Genomic DNA, 22,754 nt, shown 5'->3' with positions numbered 1-22,754 from the left:
GCTGTTTATGAAATGTTGACAAAAAATGCTTACCATGTGTTAATGCTCGATTAACGCAGGATTAACTCCATCCATTTTATATTTGATGCAGGAATGTATAGTCCCCCTATTGCTGAATAATTCATACCCGGGAGATTGAATATTGAGCATAGTTATGGAAATCTGAACCTGAAAAAATAAAAGACTTTTTTAATTAATACTACAACTATGAAAACAAGGAAGCGTGTAAAAAAATCCCAAAAAACAATTTTGAGATTTCTTTCTTTATTGATAGGTATTACTCTTTCTATTAGCTTGGTTATGGCGCAGACCAGGCCCGCCGTATCGGGAAAAGTAACAGACGATAAAGGAGAACCTATAATAGGGGCATCGGTGACATCCCCTATAAAGAGTACAATGACCGATGTTGACGGTACATTTTCACTTGATATACCTATCGGGACAGAAATTGAAGTTACTTATCTTGGCTTTAAATCTTATAAGATAAAGGTGAGTGATGCTAATTATTTAGATATAAGATTAGAAGAAGATAATGTAAAGTTAGATGATATTGTTGTTGTCGGCTATGGAGTTCAAAAGAAAGAAAGTCTCACCGGAGCTATTTCGAACATTAAATCGGATGAAATAATTAAAACTAAATCTCCGAGTCTGGCTCAATCTATACAAGGCAAAGTATCCGGCCTTAGAATAAGGCAGCAAGATGGCGAACCGGGACAATTCAGATCTGATATCAATGTCAGGGGATTAGGAACACCATTATTTATAATTGACGGAATTGTTCGCGATGGTGCGGACGCTTTTCAGCGATTAAATCCTGAAGATATTGAAAGTATCTCTTTCCTAAAAGATGGTACAGCGGCTATATATGGTATGAACTCGGCGAATGGAGCTATTATAGTGACAACAAAAAGAGGAGCAAAAGGAAAAACAAAAATAACATTATCGTCAAATATAGGAATATCAAAGCCTACCGATATTCCCAAAATGACAAATGCCGCACAATATATGGAAATGAGAAATGATGCTGCAATATTAGGTGAGGGTAATCCCCTGGTGACCAAAGAAGAACTTGCCTTGTGGAAACAGGGAGCTCCCGGATATGAAAGTGCCAACTTATATGATGATGTTTTCAGAAAATACTCTGTGCAGCATCAGCATACTATTTCAATGCAAGGCGGATCTGATAATGTATCGTATTTTGGAAGTCTCGGATATGCCCGTGACGAAAGTTTATTGAAATCGAAAGACCTGAATTATGACAAATATACATTTCGTTCCAATGCGGATATAAAGATAACTAACGGACTGGTGGCAGGAATAAATCTTTCGGGAAGATGGGATAAAACCAGTCAGCCATGGAACTCATTCTTCGAAATATTTAAGCAAACCCGTATAAATGTGCCTACATATCCGGCTTATGCCAATAATAATCCGGATTATCTGGCTACCCAGGAAATGGGCTTTAATCCGATAGCATTGGCTGATTCCGATCTAACAGGATACCACACTTATCATAATAAGAATTTTCAATCCACATTTTCTCTGAAATATGATCTTCCTTTCGTACAAGGATTATCTATAAAAGGACAATTAGGATATGACTATAATCAACAAAAACATAAAGGTATAAGAAAGAAATACTCTACATATACTTATTCTGCAGATAATGATGAATACATGGAAAATGTATATAATAATCCATCATTGATACAAGTAGGAAATAACGAAGCAAACCGGTTGGATTTACAGGCGCAAATAAATTATGCCCGTACGTTTAATACTATACATAATGTAAGTGGGACTCTTGTGTATGAAAGAAAACAGGAGAAAAATGACTGGTCTAATATAGAACGTAAATATGATCTTTATACATATGACGAAATTGATTATGCAGGAATAAAAGATCAACTGTCGAGTGGTATGTCAAACGAATCCGCATTCATTTCTTATGTCGGACGCTTCAACTATGATTTTATGGGTAAATATCTTCTTGAACTGGCATTCAGGTATGATGGCTCTTACAGATATGCACCGGATAGCCGATGGGCATTTTTTCCAATGGGATCTATAGGATGGCGTGCTTCGGAAGAGAAATTTATAAAAGACAAGTTCGACTTTGTAGATAATCTTAAATTCAGGGCTTCTTATGGAAAATCGGGACAGGATGCCGGAGATGCTTTCCAATATATACCAGGATACAATCTGAATGTAGGTATATATGAATTTACTGACGGTACAGCCCTATCAGGAATCGGCTCACCATCTATAACCAACCCGAATCTTACATGGTACAGGGCAAAACTATTTGATATCGGTTTAGATCTATCTCTGTTCAATGGCTTGTTCTCAATGGAGTTAGACTTATACCGACGAGATAGAACCGGGCTGTTGGCCACGCGTACAGTGTCGCTTCCGAATACTTATGGTGCAAGTTTACCTCAGGAGAACTTGAATAGTGATATCACTCAAGGGATAGACTTTACGTTGGGACATCGTAATAAAATCGGAGATTTCTCTTATAGTATAAAAGGAAATATGAACCTTGCCCGTACAAAAATGAATTATGTAGAAAGAGGGCCATTCGTAAGTAGTTGGGACCGTTGGCGGAACCAGACTTCTAACCGTTGGAATGATTTCGTCTGGGGGTATGAAACTATTGGTCAATTTACCAATTCTGAGCAAATAAGGAATTATGGAGTGGTTCAATCTGGAGAAATGGGAAATAGCAAAGAACTGCCAGGTGATTATATCTTTAGGGATGTGAATGGAGATGGTATTATAGACGATAATGATAAAATGCCGGCTTTCTGGTCAGGGACTCCTCTCATTCATTACGGCCTCACGTTAGAAGCGTCATGGAAAAACTTCGATATCTATGCACTATTTCAGGGTGCGGGCATGTATACAGTCCAGTTTAGTGAAGTATATGCTGAGATTCTATGGTCGAAAGGAGCCAATACTCCGGCGTATTTTTATGACAGATGGCACAAAGAAGATCCTTACGATTCGGATAGTCGCTGGATTGCAGGAGAATGGCCGGCATCCCGTCTGATACAGGATGTAGGGGCTTTGTATAAAGACAACAGTGATATATGGCGTAGAAATGCATCATATCTGAGATTAAAAACTTTGGAACTGGGATATACTTTACCAAGCTCTGTGATGAAAAAAATTGGAATTGATAATGTCCGTCTTTATGTGAATGGATATAATCTGTTTACGTTCGCTGACTCGTTCGTTAAACCTTTCGATCCGGAAAGGATAGAGGGCTCTTATAATGCAGGGATGAACTATCCGTTAATGAAAAGTTTCAATTTCGGCTTTACTGCTAACTTCTAAATATAATAACTATGAAACAGATATATAAATCAATATTATTTTTAAGCCTGATCTTTTGGATTACGGCTTGTACAGACATTCTGGATGTGGAACCAAATAATAAAGTCCCTGCAGATAAAGTGCTGGATTCGGAGGAAGGTATAGCTATGCATATGGCTAATTTATATGGACGTCTGCCTATCGAAGACTTTTCATATGCTATCGACAAAGGTTTTAGCCTGGGTATAGGCAATACAGATCCCAACAATGGAGGCCGTTCGGCTGCTCATGCCTGCGACGAAGCCATGCACTCCGAATTTAATGATGATGTAGACGAAGGTTTCGATTTTTGGGAAGGATATATAGATGATAAAGGTACATACAAATCATGGAGAGGAATTTATACATTAATACGGGATATTAACAGCTTGATTGAGACAATTCCGGCTCTGACCAAAGTTTCGGAAGATAAAAAGAGAACGTTAGAGGGTGAGGCAGCATTTCTGCGGGCATTTACTTATTATGCTTTAGCTAAACGCTATGGTGGAGTACCTCTGATTAAAGAAGTACAGGTATATGATGGTGATGTTGAGGCACTGAAAGTTCCCCGTAGCACAGAAAAAGATACATGGGACTTTATCCTGAGTGAATGTGATATGGCTGCAGCGAAGTTGACAGACTCTCCTTTCGATACCCGCCGGGCGAATAAGTGGGTTGCTTTGGCTTTAAAATCAAGAGCTGCACTCCATGCTGCTTCGGTTGCTAAATTTACCCATGCTCCCTATGTCAGTATTTCGGGCCCAGCAGTAGAACAGAAGTTAGCAGGGATTGATTCATCTGAAGCTGACAGATATTACAAAGAGTGTATTAATGCTTCTGATGAAATAATGAAAAGTGGTAATTATGAATTGTACGGAGCGAATCCGTCGACAAAAGAGAATGCTATAAATTCCTACCAACAGATGTTTGAGAATCCTAACAATGTTTTATCAGGAATAAAAGAACCTATGTTTATCAAAGGTTATACATCAGGTACTGTATTAGCCCATAATTATGATATCTGGTACCGTCCTAACCAGACAGCTAGCGGATGGCCTCATCCCGGAAGAATGAATCCGACTCTCGATTTGGTAGATGCATATGAAGATTATACTGATGACGGGCAAGGTTTGAGTAGTCTGATAAAAACACGGGTGGATGGTAATGAAAGCACTTATGGCGGTTTTGATAGAAGTGCGAGCTACTATTCTTTTCCTATAGATAAGCCATACGAAATCTTTGAAAATAAAGATGCCCGGCTATGGGCAACCATGATACTTCCGGGTACTGAATGGAAAAACAAGACTATTATCATACAAGGAGGTATTGTAAAACCCGATGGTTCGTTCATTTTCCGTACCGATGCGAGTGTAAAAGGACTTGATGGTAAGACATATTATACTTATGGGTCCGATAATGCAAATCAATATTCCGGATTTAGTCCGGTTGGTGGAAATTATACCAGATCGGGATTCTTATTAAGAAAGTTCCTTCAGGAAAAAGAAGATGTTACTCCTGAGTGGAATAAGGGTTCTAACGACTGGATAGAGTTCCGCTATGCAGAAGTCCTTCTTAATTATGCAGAGGCTGTTGCTGAACACTCTTCTCCTACATTGGAGGAGCAGACAAAAGGCAAAAAAGCATTAAATGATATCCGTAAGAGAGCTGCTCATAAAGATGAAATAGTATTGACTGTAGATAATGTCCGTAAAGAAAGATTTATTGAATTTGCTTTTGAAAACAAACGCAGATGGGATCTGACTCGATGGAGAACTTACCATAAGTTGTTTGAAAACAGGATGAAACACTCTTTAGTACCATTTCTCGACCTGAGAGAAGCTACTCCTAAATATATATTCGTAAGAATGAATCCTCCGGGATATAATAATCAGACATATAACTACTCACGGTATTACCGACAAATACCGGGCATAGGAAGTAACGGACTTGTACAGAATCCATAAAAAACACTCTTTAATATAGAATATTATGAAAAAGAATTTGACAATAATTGCCATGCTGGTGCTTTTCGGAATCTTTTCTTCCTGTGAAAAAGATAATCTCGATTACGCCCCGGATGCATCCTTTTCAGGAGAAATCAGAGACCTTGAAACCGGAGAATTAGTGCAGCAGGATATTCTGGAAGGCGCGAAAATTTATTTTATTGAACTGGGCTGGAATAATCCTCCGGTGCAATCGATGGTATTCAAAAATGACGGGACTTTTCAGAATAATCTTATGTTCTCGGGTGATTATAAGATTATAATGAATAAAGGGAACTATATTCCGCAGGATACAATAAGATATCAAATGAAAAAAGGGGCGAATACCCATACATTCGAAGTTATACCGTATATAAGAATTACTGATACTGATATTAAATTTAGAGATGGGAAGATTGTCGCGAAATTCAAAATGCAACAGACTACATCGGAGCCTGTTAAGGCGATTTCCTTATTTGCCCATCCGGATATATCTGTGGGATATCGTATACAAACGGCGAGTGTAACATACGAATTAAATACGATTGCGGAAGATGTAGAATATGAGATTGTTATGGATATAAATAATTATAATAAAATATCCACGGGCAATAGCTATTATTTCCGTATAGGTGCATTAAGTGGTGCGTCGGAGGCTAAATATAATTATGCTCCTGCGGTGAATGTTGATTTGTAATCTTTGCAGAGTGCAAGCTAATAAATAAAACATGAAAAAAATATCTCAAAATATTTTTCGGATTATATCCCTTTCTTTCATTCTGGGGATTGTAGTAAGTTGTTCAGATAAAGAGGTTATAAGTAAAGAACCGGTTGATTATGTGAATCCGTATATAGGAAATATAAGTCATCTGTTAATTCCTGCTTATCCTACCATCCATCTTCCGAACAGTATGCTAAGGGTATATCCGGAAAGGGAAGATTATACCGGAAATAAAATAAAAGGCTTGCCAGTGATAGTTACAAGTCATAGAGGAAATTCGGCATTTTCCATAAGTCCGCTTGCCGGGGACAAGCAATTATCTTCGGTTATTCCGCTGGAATACGATAATGAAGTGATTAAGCCATATTTCTATCGGGTATTTCTGAATGAGGATAATATCGATGTGGAATATGTACCATCATATCAGTCTGCAATATATAAATTTCAGTTTAGTGAGGGTGCTCCGTCCTTTGTGATAAATAGTAAGAATGGTATATTGAAAGCGAATGGACGTTCAGTATCTGGTTATCAGCAAATAGGAGATTTTCCAACAAAAGTCTATCTGTATCTCGAAACGGATATTGATCCTGAACGGATAGATCCCTTTGATGATAAAACGGAGGATAGTTCTTGTCTTGTAATGAGATTTACAGAGAATTTACGACAAATACATATTCGTTATGGTATATCCTTTATAAGCGAAGAGCAGGCTAAAAAGAATCTTTACCGGGAAGTGAAAAATGCCAGCTTTGATGAAGTCAGAGAACAAGGGCGGGCTATATGGAATGAGACACTGAGTAAAATAAAAGTCGAAGGGAACTGTGAAGATGCTAAAGCAGTGTTTTATACATCTCTTTACCGCACTTATGAACGAATGATCTGTATCTCTGAAGATGGGATGTATTATAGTTCGTTTGATGATAAGGTGCATGGCGATAATGGCATACCATTTTATACTGATGACTGGATTTGGGATACATACCGTGCCACACATCCTCTGAGAGTTATCATAGAACCCGAAAAGGAAGTTCAGATGATTAATTCATTTGTCCGTATGGCTGAACAGATGGATAATTTTTGGATGCCAACTTTTCCTGAAATTACTGGTGATAGTCGCAGAATGAATTCAAATCACGGAGTGGCAACAGTTATCGATGCTTATGTAAAAGGGCTTAAAGGATTTAATCTCGAATTGGCTTATGATGCATGCAAGAGGGGTATTACTGAAAAAACACTTATTCCATGGTCAGGAGATAAGGCCGGAGTGTTAGATGATTTCTATAAAAAGAACGGTTATTTTCCGGCCTTAAGAGACGGTGAGATAGAATCGGTTGCCAATGTGAATAATTTTGAAAAAAGGCAACCTGTCGCAGTCACTTTAGGTACAGTGTATGACGAATGGTGCCTTTCCCAGATTGCAAAACATATAGGCAAAAAGGATGACTATTCTCATTTTCTGAAAAGAAGTCTGAACTATCATAAGTTGTTTAATCCGGATACTAAATTCTTCCATCCCAAAGATATGAATGGAAGCTATATTGAACCGTTCGATTATAGGTATTCGGGAGGGCAAGGTGCCCGTGATTATTATGGAGAAAACAATGGATGGGTATATCGGTGGGACGTGCCTCATAATATTGCTGATCTGATTAACTTAATGGGGGGAGATGCTCTATTTGTTGAAGAACTGGAGAAGATGTACGATACGCCATTGGGCAAAAGCAAATTTGAATTTTATGCACAGCTACCCGATCATACGGGGAACGTGGGTCAATTTTCGATGGCTAATGAACCTAGCCTTCATATCCCATATCTATATAATTATGCAGGACAGCCCTGGAGAACCCAGAAAAGAATCAGGAATCTGTTGGATCAGTGGTTCAGAAACGATCTTATGGGTGTTCCCGGAGATGAAGACGGAGGCGGAATGACATCTTTTGTTGTATTCTCCCAACTCGGATTTTATCCGGTAACTCCCGGCTTACCAATGTATGTCATAGGAAGTCCGACCTTCGAAAAGGCAAGTATAAAATTGGGAGAGGGTAAGACATTCGATATTATATGTAGTAATTATTCACCAGAGAATAAATATATACAATCCGCAAAGCTGAACGGTGTCGATTGGAATAAATCCTGGTTTGCTCATGAAGACCTAATAAAAGGTGGAAAACTGGAGTTTGTAATGGGAAACAGACCCAATAAGCAGTGGGCTTCGGATAAGGCTTCTATTCCTCCATCCTTTGAAATGAACGGAGATTAAAAACAGATATTCACATAATCATTGTTGTTGAGATTACTGATTTGATTAATATCAGGTAGTTTTTATACTATCCGGCTAAAGTTATATCTAAAAACTAATTAACTATAAAATATGAAAGAAAAATTATTAATAATCGGTTGTTCTTTACTTGCATTATTTATGCTGATCTCTTATACGGGATGCAGTAGCGATAATGGAGAAGATATTGTAACTCCTGAATCACCGGAGGACGGAGATAATGAGGCCTTGGACTATAATACTATATGTTTCTACTATGACTGGTATGGAAATGAAGAGTTTGATGGAGGAATGTCACATTGGGCTCATGCGATAGCACCCAATCCAAATGGAGGAAGTAGTCCGGGGACTATTCCAGGCACCGAGGGCAACATCGCGTCTAATTTTTATCCGGAGTTAGGAAGATATAGTAATCGTGATCCCGAGATTGTAAAAAAGCACATGGAAATGTTCAAGAAAGCACGAATCGGTGTTGCTGCTGTTAGTTGGTGGAATGAGAAAACGGCTGCAGAGGCTGATAAAAACCAACTCTTATTGGATGAGGCACAAAAGGTAGGAGTAAAGGTTTGCTTCCATCTTGAACCATACTCCGGGCGTAATCCGGAGAATCTGAAAGAAAATATGAAGAAGCTTATTGATAAATATGGTAATCATCCGGCTTTTTATAAAGTTGATGGTAAGCCGATGTTCTTTATCTATGATTCATATAATATTGAGGCAGAAGAATGGGCAAAACTGTTAAGTCCAAATGGTGCAATTACAATAAGGAATACCGCCTATGATTCTTATGTGATTGGTTTGTGGCTTGACAACGTAGATAAACAGGGCCCTGTAATCCTTAATTCTCACTTCGATGGATTTTACACCTACTTTTCTTCTCTCGGATTCAACTATGGTTCTACTCCTACAAATTGGAATACGATGCAAAAATGGGCGGAAAATAACAACAAGATCTTTATTCCAAGTGTTGGCCCGGGATATATAGATACGCGTATCCGTCCATGGAATACGCCTGCCACCCGTAACCGGAATAATGGTAGATATTATGATGTCATGTACGGAAAAGCAATAGAGTCGAAAGCATCTTTCATATCCATAACATCATTTAATGAATGGCATGAAGGATCACAGATAGAACCGGCTACACCATACACTGGCTCAGCATTTACTTATCTGGATTATGAGAGTTTAGCTCCGGATTATTATTTAACAAGAACCGCTCATTGGATCAAGGAGTTTCGAAAGAGCAGAAATTAAACTCACTTCACATACTTAATCAATATCTAAAACCGGAAACAATGAAAAAGAAAAACATGTTGACTATTCAGATTTTATTGTTTGTATCTGTCTTCTTATTCAGCTGTAACAATAATTTAGATCTGAACGAAAAAACAGAGGATAATACAAGCACCTCTGTACTAAAGAACACGGCATTATCTACAGAGAATTTAGATTATAATACTTTTGGATTTTACTATAACTGGTATGGTAATGCAGAATTCGATAACGGATATTTCCATTGGGGACACGATATACTTCCGGGGCCGGGGCAAAGTACCAGTCCTGGTTATATACCGGGGACGAATGGTGATATTGCTGCTAACTTTTATCCTCAGTTAGGGACCTATAGCAGTAAAGATCCGGTCTTAATAAGAATGCACATGGAGATGTTTGTCCGTTCGCGAGTCGGTGTTGTAGCCTTGTCATGGTGGAATGAATCGGGTACCTCCGAACCGGAAAAAATATCTTCGCTTCTTAATATAGCTAATGAATACGGTCTTAAAGTATGTTTTCATATAGAACCTTATTCAGGCCGAAATGCAGCATCTATGAAAGAAAGTATTACTCACTTAATTGATACCTATGGAGGACATCCGGCTTTTTACAGGCTGAAGGGCAAACCTGTTTTCTTTATTTACGATTCTTATCTTACTTCGGCTTCCGACTGGGCTACTCTATTAAGTCCCGGAGGTAGCAGAACGATAAGGAATACTCCGTATGATTCTCATGTTATCGGATTATGGTTGAATAATATGAGTTCGCAGCCATCCGTTATTTTAGGTGCTAATTTTGATGGATTCTATACCTATTTTGCATCTGATGGCTTCACTTTTGGTTCCACATCATCTAATTGGGCTTCAATGCAAACTTGGGCAAAACAAAATAATAAGCTGTTCATTCCAAGTGTTGGTCCCGGGTATATAGATACCCGAGTTCGTCCTTGGAACGATGCTACTACCCGCAATCGTAACAATGGTCAGTATTATGACAATATGTACCGAAAAGCAATAGACACGGGTACTGAATATATTTCTATCACTTCTTTTAATGAATGGCATGAAGGGTCACAAATAGAACCGGCTGTACCATTCAGTAGTTCTTCCTTTACTTACTCAGACTATGGCAGTCTTTCTCCCGACTATTATTTGGATAGGACTGCTTATTGGGTCAGTGAGTTTGTTAAAAATAAGCAACAAGCTAGAGCAGAACTATATATTAATGGCCGAGATGGAGGATATATTGATTTTGGTCATAGCCCTGAATATTCAAATTTTGGAGAAAATGGGAAACAAGCATTTACGGTGGAATTGTGGCTTAAATTGAAATATACAGAAGCTTTTGGTAGTGTAGTATCATGCTTTAATGAGGACAGTCAGACCCAGACTCGTAAAGGATGGGTAATCAATAGTTTTCATAATTCGAGGCTTAGGATGACACTCGGCTTGGAAAATTGGGGGTTATTGGAACCGGGCTTTGATTTCTCTACGACCGGGCAATGGGTACATTTTGCTGCTGTAGTGGATGAGAATGGTATAAACGAAGAACAAATTAATGGAAAGCCTGTGGTTTTAAAAGTTTATCAGAATGGAATACTGAAAGACCAGAGTACATCCTTTGATGGAGGAAATTATTTGTCAAATTATTTACAGACACCAATGATTGCTTTTGGCCAGCCTGCGGGTGTAGGAGGAATGACCAGCGATTGGAGGCTTTCCGGTTATATAAAAGATTTTCATATCTGGAAGAGTGCAAAATCGGAAGGTACTATCAGAAAAATTATGAATAAAGATATCGATGTTACAGGCTTTGAACCTGATCTGGTATGCGGATGGAGATTCAATTCTGTTCCGGTAAATAATCAGGATATAAAAGATATGACAGGTAGATATTCAGCACGATTAGTCGGTGATTACCAGTGGATATCACTTCAATAGACCATATTTTAAAACTTTTTATAGAATCTAATTATTCTTACATTATGAAACACATTTTTAATTTTTTGACCTTATTAGCCTTCTCTTTACTTGTATTTTCGGCTTGTTCCGATGATAACGATAATTCAGCAGTAGATGTGAGTAAATTTGTTACACAAATGGAAGGTGTCCGCGATGAAATGGTACAGTTAAGAGATAATGTCCAATATGGCGATAAGAAAGATATGTATCCGCAGGAGAGCAAATATATATTAGACGATGCTGTGATACAGATAGAAAAAACGATCCGTTATTTTAAGAATGGAACAGAAACAGATCCTACCCAGAATAAGACGGATGAGGCTATTGCCGCTGCGAATAAAGCGATTGCTGACTTTAAGGCAACACAGCGGACCGAAGATTTACCCCCTGAATTTAAAGATGCTGAATTATATGTTAATGGCAAAAATGGTGGATATATTGACTTTGGATATAGCTCTGATTATTCTAATTTTGGTGAGTCGGGTAAACAGGCTTTTACAGTAGAACTGTGGTTTAAGTTAAAATATACGGAAGGCTTTGGTAGTATAGTTTCATGCTTTAATGAAGATGGTGAAACTCAGACTCGTAAAGGCTGGGTTATCAACAATTTTGATAATTCAAGAGTGCGTATGACCATCGGGCTTGAGAACTGGGGTTTGATGGAACCCGGAGTGAATTTTGGAACTACCGGAGAATGGGCTCACTTTGCAGCCGTTATAGATGAGAATGGTATCAATGGGGAATCGGCAGTTATTAAAGTTTATCTGAATGGAGAATTGAAGGATCAGGCTACAGCACAAGTCGGGAAAAATTATCTGTCGAATTATCTTGAAACCTCGATGGTTGCATTTGGCCAGCCTGCAGGAGTAGGCGGAATGACGGATGCCTGGAGACTGTCTGGATATATCAAAGACTTCCATATCTGGAAATCTGCGAAAACAGAAGAGGAAGTAAGGAAAATAATGGATAAAGAAATTATTGTTACCGGTTCCGAATCAGATCTGGTTTGTGGATGGAAATTTACATCTACTGTAGAGAATAATGAAGATATAAAAGACCTGACCGGAAAATATTCTGCGAAGTTGGTTGGCGAGTATCAATGGATTACTGTTGACTGATATTTACCGCAATCAGTAGTTGAAATTCGGATTCATCTTTCTAATAAAAGAAATGAGTAAATTCTGTTAATTTTTTTAACTACGGATTCGTATTACTTATAAGCAAGTAAGTGTACTTTATCTTTGTATGAAGATTCGTATACTTACTTGTTAGCTTTTTGAAGGATTAAAATTCGTATATTGTAACTGATTCTTTTGATTAATACCTTTTGTAAGAATTATTCCTGAATAAAATAAAATTATTGACGTATGAAAGAGCAATCGAATAAGTGCTTTATAATTAGTGTATTCCTGATTTATTTGATAGGCTGTAAAACGAATCAGAGTATTAAAGACACTGGCTATAGAAGTTCTTTTTCCTTGGATGGGAATTCTATAAACATATATTCGGCAAGTATTGTAGATACTATAGATATAATTCTATTATCAGATACTCATTTGTCGATGAAAGATGATCGGGAGAAACCCTATGAAGAATATAGTAAACGTATGTCCGGAGCATATGCGATAACCAGACATTATCAAACAGGAGAAGAAACCAATCCTCAACAGGCATTCGTTGAAACAATTGAAATAGGCAAAAAGAAAAATATTGATCTATTGGTACTTGCAGGTGATATATTCAGTTATCCTTCGGAACGGGCTGTAGAATGGGTTGACTCCGTCCTTATCGAGTCTAAATTGAAATATGTCTACACAACAGGAAATCATGACTGGCATTATGAAGGGATGCAAGGAACCTCTCAAAAGCTGAGACAAACCTGGATAAATAACAGACTTATCTCTTTATATCAAGAACGTAATCCTTTGTTCTTTTCTGTTACGATAAAGGGTGTTAAGCTCATTGCAATAGACAATTCTACATATGAAATATCGTCCGAACAACTTACCTTTTTTCAACAAGAAGCAGCTTCTGGTCTACCTCTTATTCTGGTAATGCATATTCCTCTATATATGCCGGGACGCCCGGTTAATTATGGTTGTGCTCATCCGGACTGGAAGAAAGAGAATGATAAATTATACGAACTGGAAAGAAGAGAGCCATGGCGAGAAGAAGGACATACAAAGACCACGATGCAATTTCGGGAAGAGGTACTGAAAACCTCTAATCTTCTGGGTGTTTTTGCCGGACATATACATAAACAAAGTTTAGATGTTGTAGATGGATTACCTTTGTTTGTAGTAAAAGAAAATGCTTCAGGTAATTATTATAATATCAAAATTATTCCTTTAAAATAACAGTTTTTAATCACGTAATCTTGTTGTAAATCTATAAAGATAATTTACCGATAAAGGCAGAAATTACCTCTTGTTTGTCATTATATCAAGTATCAATCTGTCAGCTTCTTGCATACCTTGTGCTCCTATACGAACAAGATTTAATATACATTGATCAACGTCATCTTCTATGATACCTTCTATAGATGTCACTACTTTTTGTTCCATTGCCAGTGTTGCAGACAGCAAGGCTGTTGAAACGCCACTGGCTAACTTCATGGAACAACTGGGTTTTGCCCCGTCACATATCATTCCTGTCAGATTAGCAATCATATTTTTTACAGCGTAAGATACTTGCTCATATTTACCACCCATCAGATGTACAATGCCGCAACCAGAACCGGTGGCTGCAATTACACATCCGCATAGAGCAATATATTCTCCGAATCCTCCCCATGTATTCATACCCAAATCGTATCCTGTTGTCCGATCGGTAAAAGAGGCTATCGAAACTTTGAAAGGGTGTTTGGAATAAATTCTATCTTTGTATCATTATGAGAAAATCGGTTTTAGTACTACTTTCTTTTTCAAATACTTCTTCAGCAAAAGACTAAAGGGTAGGGTAGTGCGCGTTTCTGACGGCGACACGGTAACACTACCCATTTTTAGAACTGATGATATCGTATTATTGTATATATATCCTGTAGAAACCATACTGTGTATTACGATAACCTTGCCGCCAATCATTCTCTTTAAGGGTATTGAGGTCGGAAGAGGATTCGAACCTATCTAAAAGGTATTGCGATCTTTGCCTAACCACCCGACCATTGTATTCTTTTACTTTAATTAAATAATCTATAAGTCCGAAAGGAAAAGCTTTTGGACTTCTCTTTATGATTACTTTAAATCCTCTACTGAAGCTCCAAAGTTGATATGCAAAACATTTCCGTTAGTTAACACCAATGCTGGAACAGATTTTACAACTGTATTCTCAGCTACTTTTACATTTGCTTTATTTGTACCCAGATGTATTACTTCAACCTGACCTTTAGGGATAAGATTTAAAATATCTTCTTCTGCACTTATACAAACAGGACAATCTGCATGGTGAAAAATTGCCTTTTTCAGATTTACTTAGTTTTTAATAAAATAATTACTTTCCGTTATCATAGAAAGTATCTCTTAGCTCTTGCAATACAAAAGTATTACATATGAGGATTGTCATAGTGGTGCAGTTTTAATATAAATATACAGTCCAGTTATTATATATACGCTTTGAATTGGACTGGCATTTAATCTAAATACTGGACCATGTATCTGGTCCAAATACGCTATACTTTTGCTATTTGAAAAATATTAACCTCGGGTAAAGAATATTTGATTATGATAAATTCAGATTACGAAGTATTTAATCTTATTGAACAAGAATTAGAAAGACAACAGACATCAATAGAACTGATAGCATCAGAGAATATTGTGAGTAAGTCTGTAATGAGAGCTGCCGGATCGGTACTAACCAACAAGTATGCAGAAGGGTTACCTTACAAAAGATATTATGGAGGATGTCAATATATTGATGGGATAGAGACACTCGCTATAGAGCGAGCAAAAAAACTATTTGGTGCAGAATGGGTAAATGTCCAGCCGCATTCGGGTTCGCAAGCTAATATTGCAGTTTTTCATGCTTTATTAAAGCCAAAAGATAAGATATTGGGCTTTAGTTTAAATCATGGCGGTCATTTAACTCATGGTTCACAGGTGAATTTTTCGGGTAGGATGTATGATGCTTATTTCTATGGAGTAAAAAGAGAAACCGGACTTATAGACTATCAGGAACTGGAGCAAAAAGCTTTGGCTATAAAACCAGAAATGATAATAGCGGGTGCATCTGCCTATTCAAGGGATTGGGACTACAAACGAATCAGGCAAATAGCTGATAAAATTGGTGCAATAGTGCTGGCTGATATTGCTCATCCGGCAGGACTAATAGCAAAAGGTTTGTTAAACGATCCACTACCTCATTGCCATATAATAACTACCACTACCCATAAAACACTAAGAGGTCCTAGAGGTGGTATGATTATGATCGGAAAAGATTTTGAAAATACTATTGGAGAAAAAGATAATAAAGGAAATTATAAGATGATGTCCTTATTTTTAGATTCCGCTGTTTTTCCGGGAACTCAAGGAGGTCCGCTAGAGCATATTATAGCTGCAAAAGCTATTGCATTTAAAGAAGCGCTAAGTGAAGATTACTATAGCTATGCTACTCAGGTTGTAAAGAATGCAAAAAAGCTTGCAAGTTCATTGATGGATAAAGGCTACAAAATTATTTCGGATGGAACAGACAATCATTTAATGCTAATAGATTTATCTAACAAATCAATTGATGGGAGGTCTGCACAAGAGCTTTTAGATTCTGTTGGTATTACAGCTAATAAGAACATGATACCTTATGATGAAAAGTCACCTTTTATTACTTCGGGAATTAGATTTGGAACAGCAGCCCTTACCTCACGAGGACTAAAAGAGGAAAACATGGATGATGTTGCAAATCTTATAGATTCTGTATTAACAAACAAAATGTGTATAATAACACTGAATAGATTAAGAGAAAGAGTTCGAGAATTTATATCAGAATTTCCGATTTATTCAAATTGTTAGATTATGGATACAGTGAAAAATAATCTTTTTGTAATTCATCAAAGAATAAAAGTAGCTTGTGATAGAGCAAACCGTGATGCTAATGATGTAAGATTATTATTAGCAACAAAAACGGTTCCGGCTGAGAGGATAGGATTTGCATTAGAATGTGGAGAAACTTTAATAGGGGAAAATAAAGTACAAGAATTAAAAGAAAAAGAAGAGAAACTGACTCATTATAATTGTGAAAAACATTATATCGGTCATTTACAAACGAATAAAGTTAAAGAAGTCCTAAAATATGTGTCTTGTATAGAGTCTATAGATAGACTTGATCTAGTACAAAAGTTAGATCAACGGCTACAGTTTGAAGGCAAAAGTATAGACATACTGGTGCAGGTAAACACATCCTATGAGGAGAGTAAATTCGGCTTAGATCCAATAAATGTTATTTCATTTATAAAAGAGGTCGCAAAATATGATACATTGAAAATCAAAGGCTTGATGACAATAGGTTTATTCAGTGCTGAAGAAGAAAAGGTAAGAAGATGCTTCAGGTTACTAAAAGATATCCAACAACAAGTTATTGAAGAGAATATATTGAATGTAAATATGACTGAACTATCGATGGGGATGAGCGGAGACTTAGAAGTTGCCATTGAAGAAGGAGCAACTATTGTTCGTGTTGGTACTGCTATTTTCGGAGAGCGAATTTATCCGAATAGCTACTATTGGAATGAATTGGGAAAACTTAATTGAAACTAAAAAATATAGAAATGAATATATGCGGATTATTTGATATGGATGGGGTTATTATCGACACAGAACCACAATATACCATTTTTTGGAATAAAATTACAAAGCAATATAATATTCATGTTGAAGATTTTGAGAATAAGATAAAAGGAATGACTATTCCTCATATTTTTAGTTATTACTTTAATAAATTAATTATCAGATAAAGAAGTAGAACAAATTCTTCGGGATTTTAGGTTGTTTGAAGAATCTGTTCAATTCTCTGATGTTCTCGGTGCTATTGATTTTGTAAAAGAACTCAAGCTCCATAATATCAGGGTGGGCTTAGTGACTAGTGTAACAGAATTAAAACTAAACCGCGCTTGCCAACAGATGCAGTTTGATACACTCTTCGATGTAATAATATCCCCAAAAGATATACAAAATGGGAGGCCCGCTTCGGATTGTTTTTTGTTAGGAGTAAAAAGGCTGTCTTGTGAAACTAGAAATTGTATTGTGTTTGAAGATTCTTTAGCTGGCATTACGGCTGGGAATGCTGCCGGAATGTCTGTAATTGGACTGGCTACGACTCATACAGAAGAAATATTGATGGACAAATGCATAATAGTAATTTCGGACTTTCGGCAGATTACAGTGAATTGGTTAAAGACAATTATATCAAATATATAAAACTATGAATATCCATCAAGCGGGTCGTATATCTCTAATAAATGTGACTTTAGTTCTAGTTCTGATAAATACTGCCGGAATTTATTTCATCAATGATGCATTTGCTGTTAGTATATTGATTGTAGTATCGATTATTATATGGTGTTTCACTCTAAATTTTTACAGAAGTCCCAAACGTGTCTTCGATGGTGACATTGAAAATTCTATTGTTTCACCTGCTGATGGTAAGATTGTTTCTATCGAAGAAGTATATGAACCCGAGTTCTTTAAAGATGAAAGATTATTGGTCTCAGTTTTTATGTCTGTGTTTAATGTACATGCAAATTGGTACCCTGTAGACAATGTACATGTTATATACAAAAAACATCATAGAGGAAGATTCAGAGCAGCATATTTACCTAAGTCGAGTACAGAAAATGAGCGATCTACAATCGTTTTAGAACGAGAAGATGGGCAGCAGATACTAGTCCGACAAATTGCAGGAGCGATGGCCAGAAGAATAGTCACTTATCCCGAAACAGGTGGTATTGGAAAACTAAACGATCATTTTGGATTTATTAAACTGGGTTCAAGAGTAGACATGTATCTACCTCTTGGAACAGAGATCAAGGTTGAGATAGGACAAAAAGTTATCGGCTGTAAAACTTTAATAGCAGTAAATAATATAAAAAATAATGAAGCTATTTGATGTATTTCCTCTGTCTGAGATAAATATAGTCAAAGGAGAAAGGCTTTATTCTTAAAGATATTTACTAAGGATACGTACACCTTTTTCCAAATTGGCCTCAGAAAGAGATGCGTATCCGATTCTTATCCCAGATATTACACGATCATAACTAAATCTATCAGGAGTATAAAAGCTGACCAGTTCGAAATTTACTTTTTCCTTCAATTGATATAAGTCGATATTCTTGATTGGTTTCAGCCAAAAAGCGAGCCCTCCATAAGGTTTCTTATAAAGAACTTTATCTTTCATATATTGATCTAACAGATTCGCAAAGAAATCTCGTTTAGCTTGGTAATGAGTTAACATACGTTTTTGATGTCTTCGAATATCACCAGAAATAATCAAATCTAGGATAGACTGCTCCATGATTGCATCGCCTTGAAGATCTACCATTTTACGCAATCTCCCTATTTGAAGTATAAAATTCGGATTACTCACAATATAGCCCACCCTTACAGCGGGCGCAATTAATTTACTTAGTGTTCCGATATATACATAATTACGAATTCCCTCAAATGAAGAAATCGGCATAATAGGACGTTGATTGAAATGATATTCATTGTCATAGTCATCTTCAATAATGGTAAATCCATACCTGTTAGATAGCTCGATAAGTTGAAATCTTCTGGCCAAACTTAATGTCACAGTAGTCGGATATTGATGATGTGGTGTCAGAAAAATGGCTTTTACTCGTTTCTTTTTTACTATATCTTCAATCTGGTCTACATTGATCCCATCGTCATCTACATTCACGGGTATTAATCTTGCTCCTACATGTTCGAATGTATTCCAGGCAGGTCTGTATCCCGGATTTTCAACTAACACAACATCTCCTTTTTCGAGTAAACAATGAGCTGTAAGAAATAATGCCATTTGACTTCCACGTGTAATGCACACATCAGCAACCGATGTTTGCATACCTCTATTTTGATTAAGCATAGTGGATATTGTTTCACGAAATTTATTATCACCAAATTCGCTGGCAATATTCATGATTTGCCAATGGGCTTTGCGGCTAAAGATACGTCGATATGCTCTCGCCAATTCTTTCATCGGAGTATATACTGCATCCGGAAGTCCGTCATCGAAAAATATTAAATCGTTTCTGAATATCTCACTTGGTTGAATTTGAGATTTCTTCTTTTTTGAAACTTGAGATATCTGTATTTTATTTGATACATAAGTTTTCTTTCTTTCCTCTGAGATAATCCAACCCTCATTAATAAGGATATCAAATGCCAGAACAACTGTATTGCGATTAACTGATAATTCAGTAGCCATATGCCGTGTACTGGGCATTGTTTCTCCAGCCTTCAGTACGCCACTCTTAATCGATTCTATTATCAAATCAGCTATCTGTATATAAATGGCCTTATCGCCAGATCTGTTTAATTTGGTATGTAATAGTTTTAAGTTCATCTTTTTGGACTATTCATCTTCTTCTAATTCGAAAGGTAAATATAGTCCAATCAATTTATATTTTAAGCAGAAATTATATAAAAATAAAAGAATTAAAAGATTCCATTTGTTAATATTGGAAAAGGAAAATATAACCCAAATGAAGCAAATAATTCAATAACCGTTATTTTGAAGCATTAAAATTTCTAAACCGAGAATAAAATACAATCATTATTTTCTTTTTTCATTTAAAAACATTTATTTACATTTGTGCCAGATTTGGTAATCAGTATATTTCATATCCTGATGAAAGGGAACTCGGTGAAAATCCGGGGCTGTACCTGCAGCTGTAATTCCTCGTGTTATATCGGTTAAATATTCTATGCCACTGTTCTTTATCCTAGAATGGGAAGGCTTTTAACCGGAGGAGAGCCAGAAGACCTGCCAAAAGACAAATAAACACCAAGCTTCCAGGGATAGGAGTGGTTGTGGATACTTTATGTATACATTGCTATTTTATTAATTTTCAGGAAACTCGATGTTTTATTTTATTAATTTTTAAAGAATTATAAAATAAGATATGAGGTATTATTTATTATTGGCAGCAGTATTTCTTTGCTGTCAATTGCTAATTGCACAAATTGCCGATACGACTCGGCATGTTGTAAAATCTGTTTCTCTAAAAGAAGTTGTTGTTACCGGTACTGGTACTGAACATTACATTAAAGATGCGCCTGTACAAACTGAAGTGATTTCAGGAAGAGCTTTAAAGGAATATGCGGGGCGTGATATTGAGGATGTATTGGGAGGCTTGTCTTCTTCTATTACTTTTAACCGGAGTGACATGGGGAGTAATATTCAACTCAATGGTCTGAAGAATGATTACATACTTATTCTTATAGACGGAAAAAGGCTAAATGGAGACATTGGCGGGCAAAACGATTTAAGCCGTATCAATATGAACAATATTGAGAGGATCGAGATTGTAAAAGGAGCAGTTTCTTCATTATATGGTTCAGATGCAATCGGTGGTGTTATAAATTTCATAACTAAAAAGAACAAAGATAAACTCAGTATTTCTAATACTTCCCGCATAGGCAAATATGGAGATCTAGATCAAAGTAATATTTTTGCATTAAAGCATAAAAGGTGGAGTTCGAATACTTCATTTTCTTTGAGTCATACTGATGGTTGGCAGAATACAACTCAAGAATGGTATAGAGGCAAACTCTATGAAAACAGTGTTACAAAAACAGTAAATCGCTCTACCGATTATACTATTTCACAAGATTTATCGTATCAGGTATCTGATAAACTCACATTAAATACGAGTGCTTCTTTTTATGAAAAATGGACTTATCGTCCTATGGGTATTCCTCAGTGGCGGTTGTATGACTTTTATTATAGGAATCAGTCCTATAGTACAGGAGGAAAATACAATATGCAAAATAAAGATTACCTTACATTTGACTTATCATTTGACAAATACGATTATTTTTATGACTATACAAGTCGTGAATACACAGACTATTTTGATGAGAACGGAGACCGTATTGTTTACTATGCAGAAGATCGCATCCTTCAAACATCCCAACGGCGTGTATTGGGTAATTTGAAAGGTGTCTTTTACCTAGATGAACAAAATACATTAAACACAGGAATCGAATATATTTGGGATCAGCTGATATCACCTTATCGTCTTGAAGGAGATAAAGCTACAGCTTACTCTGCATCGGCATATGCTCAGGATGAATGGAATGTGACAGATCGATTTAATATAACAGCAGGAATCCGATTCGGACAACACCGGGAATTTGGCCAAACATTCACACCTAAAGTTTCGGCTTTGTACAAGTTCCATAACTTTAATTTTCGAGGAACATATTCTAATGGGTTTAAGGCTCCCTCTATAAAGGAGTTGTATTATCACTATTATGCTACCATAATGAGTAAATACAAAGCTTATTATGGAAATATCAATCTAAAAGCTCAAAAATCGGATTATTATGCATTAAATATCGAATATCATTTACCTCGTTTTAATGCAAGTGTAACCGCCTATCATAATAATATAAGGAATATGATTTCTCTTCAGACAATAGAAACTTCTTATGAAGACAAACTACAGTTGGTGGAGGAAACCATGAAATACGTTAATCTGGCAAAAGGGCGGACTTATGGTATGGATTTCACTTTTGACGCCGAATTGCTAATGAATATAAAAATAGGAGGGGGGTATAGTTATCTGGATGCTAAAGGGCAACGTACAGATGATGAAACAGCAAATGATTATATGAAATACGTATATATAAACGGCACTTCACGGCATAATGCAAACATTCGTATTTTATGGCTTAAACCGTGGCAGAAATATAAATTAGGACTTAGTCTGAATGGACGTTACCAATCAAAACGCTATTATACAACAGACGGTGATACAAGGGGCTATCAGATTTGGAGAGTCAATACATCGCATTCTTTTCTTGATTCTAAAAAAATAAAATTGGATATCAATATCGGAGTAGATAACATATTCAATTATGTCGATCGGAGTCCTTTCGGACATAATAGAGGGACAACGTCCCCCGGTCGGAATTTCTACACTTCTATTATCGTAAAATTTCAAAATCAAAACAAATAATTATTTTAAA

16 protein-coding genes, 1 pseudogene and 1 riboswitch are annotated in these 22,754 nt (G+C 36.6%); of the genes and pseudogenes, 14 read left to right on the top strand and 3 right to left on the bottom strand.

Annotated elements, in window-relative coordinates:
• Positions 1–207: 207 nt before the first annotated feature.
• The 8 genes from BGO84_RS13175 (at position 208) to BGO84_RS13140 (ending at position 13,931) form a co-directional block, all read left to right on the top strand.
• On the top strand, positions 208–3,339 hold the full coding sequence (locus BGO84_RS13175; RefSeq protein WP_135107418.1) for a TonB-dependent receptor: 3,132 nt from the start codon (positions 208–210) through the stop codon (positions 3,337–3,339).
• An 11-nt stretch (positions 3,340–3,350) separates the two neighbouring features.
• On the top strand, positions 3,351–5,321 hold the full coding sequence (locus tag BGO84_RS13170; RefSeq protein WP_135107420.1) for a RagB/SusD family nutrient uptake outer membrane protein: 1,971 nt from the start codon (positions 3,351–3,353) through the stop codon (positions 5,319–5,321).
• Between the two features lie 25 nt (positions 5,322–5,346).
• Entirely contained in the window at positions 5,347–6,036 is a 690-nt protein-coding gene (locus BGO84_RS13165) for a DUF3823 domain-containing protein (RefSeq protein WP_135107422.1), read from the top strand.
• Between the two features lie 31 nt (positions 6,037–6,067).
• Positions 6,068–8,320: a GH92 family glycosyl hydrolase gene (locus BGO84_RS13160; protein WP_291029805.1), complete on the top strand. Its 2,253-nt coding sequence runs from the start codon at positions 6,068–6,070 to the stop codon at positions 8,318–8,320.
• 111 nt (positions 8,321–8,431) lie between these two features.
• Positions 8,432–9,595 (top strand): glycoside hydrolase family 99 protein, encoded by a 1,164-nt coding sequence (locus BGO84_RS13155; protein WP_291029803.1) that lies wholly within the window; start codon positions 8,432–8,434, stop codon positions 9,593–9,595.
• A gap of 41 nt (positions 9,596–9,636) precedes the next feature.
• A complete protein-coding gene (locus BGO84_RS13150) occupies positions 9,637–11,553 on the top strand; it encodes a LamG-like jellyroll fold domain-containing protein (RefSeq protein ID WP_291029801.1) in 1,917 nt (638 codons plus the stop codon).
• A gap of 44 nt (positions 11,554–11,597) precedes the next feature.
• Positions 11,598–12,692 carry a DUF4972 domain-containing protein gene (locus tag BGO84_RS13145; protein ID WP_135107428.1) on the top strand — a complete coding sequence of 365 codons (1,095 nt, stop codon included), beginning with the start codon at positions 11,598–11,600 and terminating at the stop codon, positions 12,690–12,692.
• 249 nt (positions 12,693–12,941) lie between these two features.
• The gene (locus tag BGO84_RS13140; protein WP_135107430.1) at positions 12,942–13,931 is read left to right on the top strand and encodes a metallophosphoesterase; all 990 of its coding nucleotides are present in this window, start codon (positions 12,942–12,944) and stop codon (positions 13,929–13,931) included.
• Positions 13,932–13,994: 63 nt separating this feature from the next.
• Here BGO84_RS13140 and BGO84_RS13135 read toward each other — a convergent pair.
• A pseudogene (locus tag BGO84_RS13135) lies at positions 13,995–14,342 on the bottom strand (L-serine ammonia-lyase, iron-sulfur-dependent, subunit alpha); the annotation flags it as partial.
• A gap of 120 nt (positions 14,343–14,462) precedes the next feature.
• Positions 14,463–14,657, bottom strand: coding sequence for a hypothetical protein (locus tag BGO84_RS13130; protein WP_135107527.1), 195 nt, complete (start codon positions 14,655–14,657; stop codon positions 14,463–14,465).
• A gap of 636 nt (positions 14,658–15,293) precedes the next feature.
• On the opposite strand from BGO84_RS13130, the gene glyA reads away from it, so the two are divergent.
• Genes glyA through BGO84_RS13105 form a run of 5 tightly spaced genes read left to right on the top strand, consistent with a single transcriptional unit; the run spans position 15,294 to position 18,666 of the window.
• Positions 15,294–16,574, top strand: a complete 1,281-nt coding sequence (glyA, locus tag BGO84_RS13125) for a serine hydroxymethyltransferase (RefSeq protein ID WP_291029799.1) — start codon at positions 15,294–15,296, stop codon at positions 16,572–16,574.
• Between the two features lie 3 nt (positions 16,575–16,577).
• On the top strand, positions 16,578–17,312 hold the full coding sequence (locus tag BGO84_RS13120) for a YggS family pyridoxal phosphate-dependent enzyme (protein WP_135107531.1): 735 nt from the start codon (positions 16,578–16,580) through the stop codon (positions 17,310–17,312).
• A gap of 17 nt (positions 17,313–17,329) precedes the next feature.
• The gene (locus tag BGO84_RS13115) at positions 17,330–17,515 is read left to right on the top strand and encodes an HAD hydrolase-like protein (protein ID WP_291029797.1); all 186 of its coding nucleotides are present in this window, start codon (positions 17,330–17,332) and stop codon (positions 17,513–17,515) included.
• Between the two features lie 31 nt (positions 17,516–17,546).
• Positions 17,547–17,978, top strand: coding sequence for an HAD family phosphatase (locus BGO84_RS13110; RefSeq protein WP_291029795.1), 432 nt, complete (start codon positions 17,547–17,549; stop codon positions 17,976–17,978).
• Between the two features lie 4 nt (positions 17,979–17,982).
• Positions 17,983–18,666: a phosphatidylserine decarboxylase family protein gene (locus BGO84_RS13105; RefSeq protein WP_291029793.1), complete on the top strand. Its 684-nt coding sequence runs from the start codon at positions 17,983–17,985 to the stop codon at positions 18,664–18,666.
• A gap of 51 nt (positions 18,667–18,717) precedes the next feature.
• Here BGO84_RS13105 and BGO84_RS13100 read toward each other — a convergent pair whose 3' ends face one another.
• Positions 18,718–20,124 (bottom strand): PLP-dependent aminotransferase family protein, encoded by a 1,407-nt coding sequence (locus BGO84_RS13100; RefSeq protein ID WP_291029791.1) that lies wholly within the window; start codon positions 20,122–20,124, stop codon positions 18,718–18,720.
• A 242-nt stretch (positions 20,125–20,366) separates the two neighbouring features.
• A riboswitch (cobalamin riboswitch) is annotated at positions 20,367–20,567 on the top strand.
• Between the two features lie 116 nt (positions 20,568–20,683).
• Here BGO84_RS13100 and BGO84_RS13095 point away from each other — a divergent pair.
• Positions 20,684–22,744: a TonB-dependent receptor gene (locus BGO84_RS13095; RefSeq protein WP_291029789.1), complete on the top strand. Its 2,061-nt coding sequence runs from the start codon at positions 20,684–20,686 to the stop codon at positions 22,742–22,744.
• Positions 22,745–22,754: the final 10 nt, after the last annotated feature.

It is taken from the genome of Dysgonomonas sp. 37-18 (assembly GCF_001899125.1).
Lineage (GTDB): Bacteria > Bacteroidota > Bacteroidia > Bacteroidales > Dysgonomonadaceae > Dysgonomonas.
This window is presented reverse-complemented; position numbering and strand designations above follow the sequence as displayed.

Bases quoted from the DNA above. Each gene is read 5' to 3' on its own strand.
- BGO84_RS13140 (WP_135107430.1), top strand. From the start codon at position 12,942: ATGAAAGAGCAATCGAATAAGTGCTTTATAATTAGTGTATTCCTGATT.
- BGO84_RS13120 (WP_135107531.1), top strand. From the start codon at position 16,578: ATGGATACAGTGAAAAATAATCTTTTTGTAATTCATCAAAGAATAAAA.
- BGO84_RS13160 (WP_291029805.1), top strand. From the start codon at position 6,068: ATGAAAAAAATATCTCAAAATATTTTTCGGATTATATCCCTTTCTTTC.
- BGO84_RS13095 (WP_291029789.1), top strand. From the start codon at position 20,684: ATGAGGTATTATTTATTATTGGCAGCAGTATTTCTTTGCTGTCAATTG.
- BGO84_RS13150 (WP_291029801.1), top strand. From the start codon at position 9,637: ATGAAAAAGAAAAACATGTTGACTATTCAGATTTTATTGTTTGTATCT.
- BGO84_RS13175 (WP_135107418.1), top strand. From the start codon at position 208: ATGAAAACAAGGAAGCGTGTAAAAAAATCCCAAAAAACAATTTTGAGA.
- BGO84_RS13130 (WP_135107527.1), bottom strand. From the start codon at position 14,657: ATGATTGGCGGCAAGGTTATCGTAATACACAGTATGGTTTCTACAGGA.
- BGO84_RS13165 (WP_135107422.1), top strand. From the start codon at position 5,347: ATGAAAAAGAATTTGACAATAATTGCCATGCTGGTGCTTTTCGGAATC.
- BGO84_RS13170 (WP_135107420.1), top strand. From the start codon at position 3,351: ATGAAACAGATATATAAATCAATATTATTTTTAAGCCTGATCTTTTGG.
- BGO84_RS13115 (WP_291029797.1), top strand. From the start codon at position 17,330: ATGAATATATGCGGATTATTTGATATGGATGGGGTTATTATCGACACA.
- BGO84_RS13100 (WP_291029791.1), bottom strand. From the start codon at position 20,124: ATGAACTTAAAACTATTACATACCAAATTAAACAGATCTGGCGATAAG.
- BGO84_RS13105 (WP_291029793.1), top strand. From the start codon at position 17,983: ATGAATATCCATCAAGCGGGTCGTATATCTCTAATAAATGTGACTTTA.
- BGO84_RS13145 (WP_135107428.1), top strand. From the start codon at position 11,598: ATGAAACACATTTTTAATTTTTTGACCTTATTAGCCTTCTCTTTACTT.
- glyA (WP_291029799.1), top strand. From the start codon at position 15,294: ATGATAAATTCAGATTACGAAGTATTTAATCTTATTGAACAAGAATTA.
- BGO84_RS13155 (WP_291029803.1), top strand. From the start codon at position 8,432: ATGAAAGAAAAATTATTAATAATCGGTTGTTCTTTACTTGCATTATTT.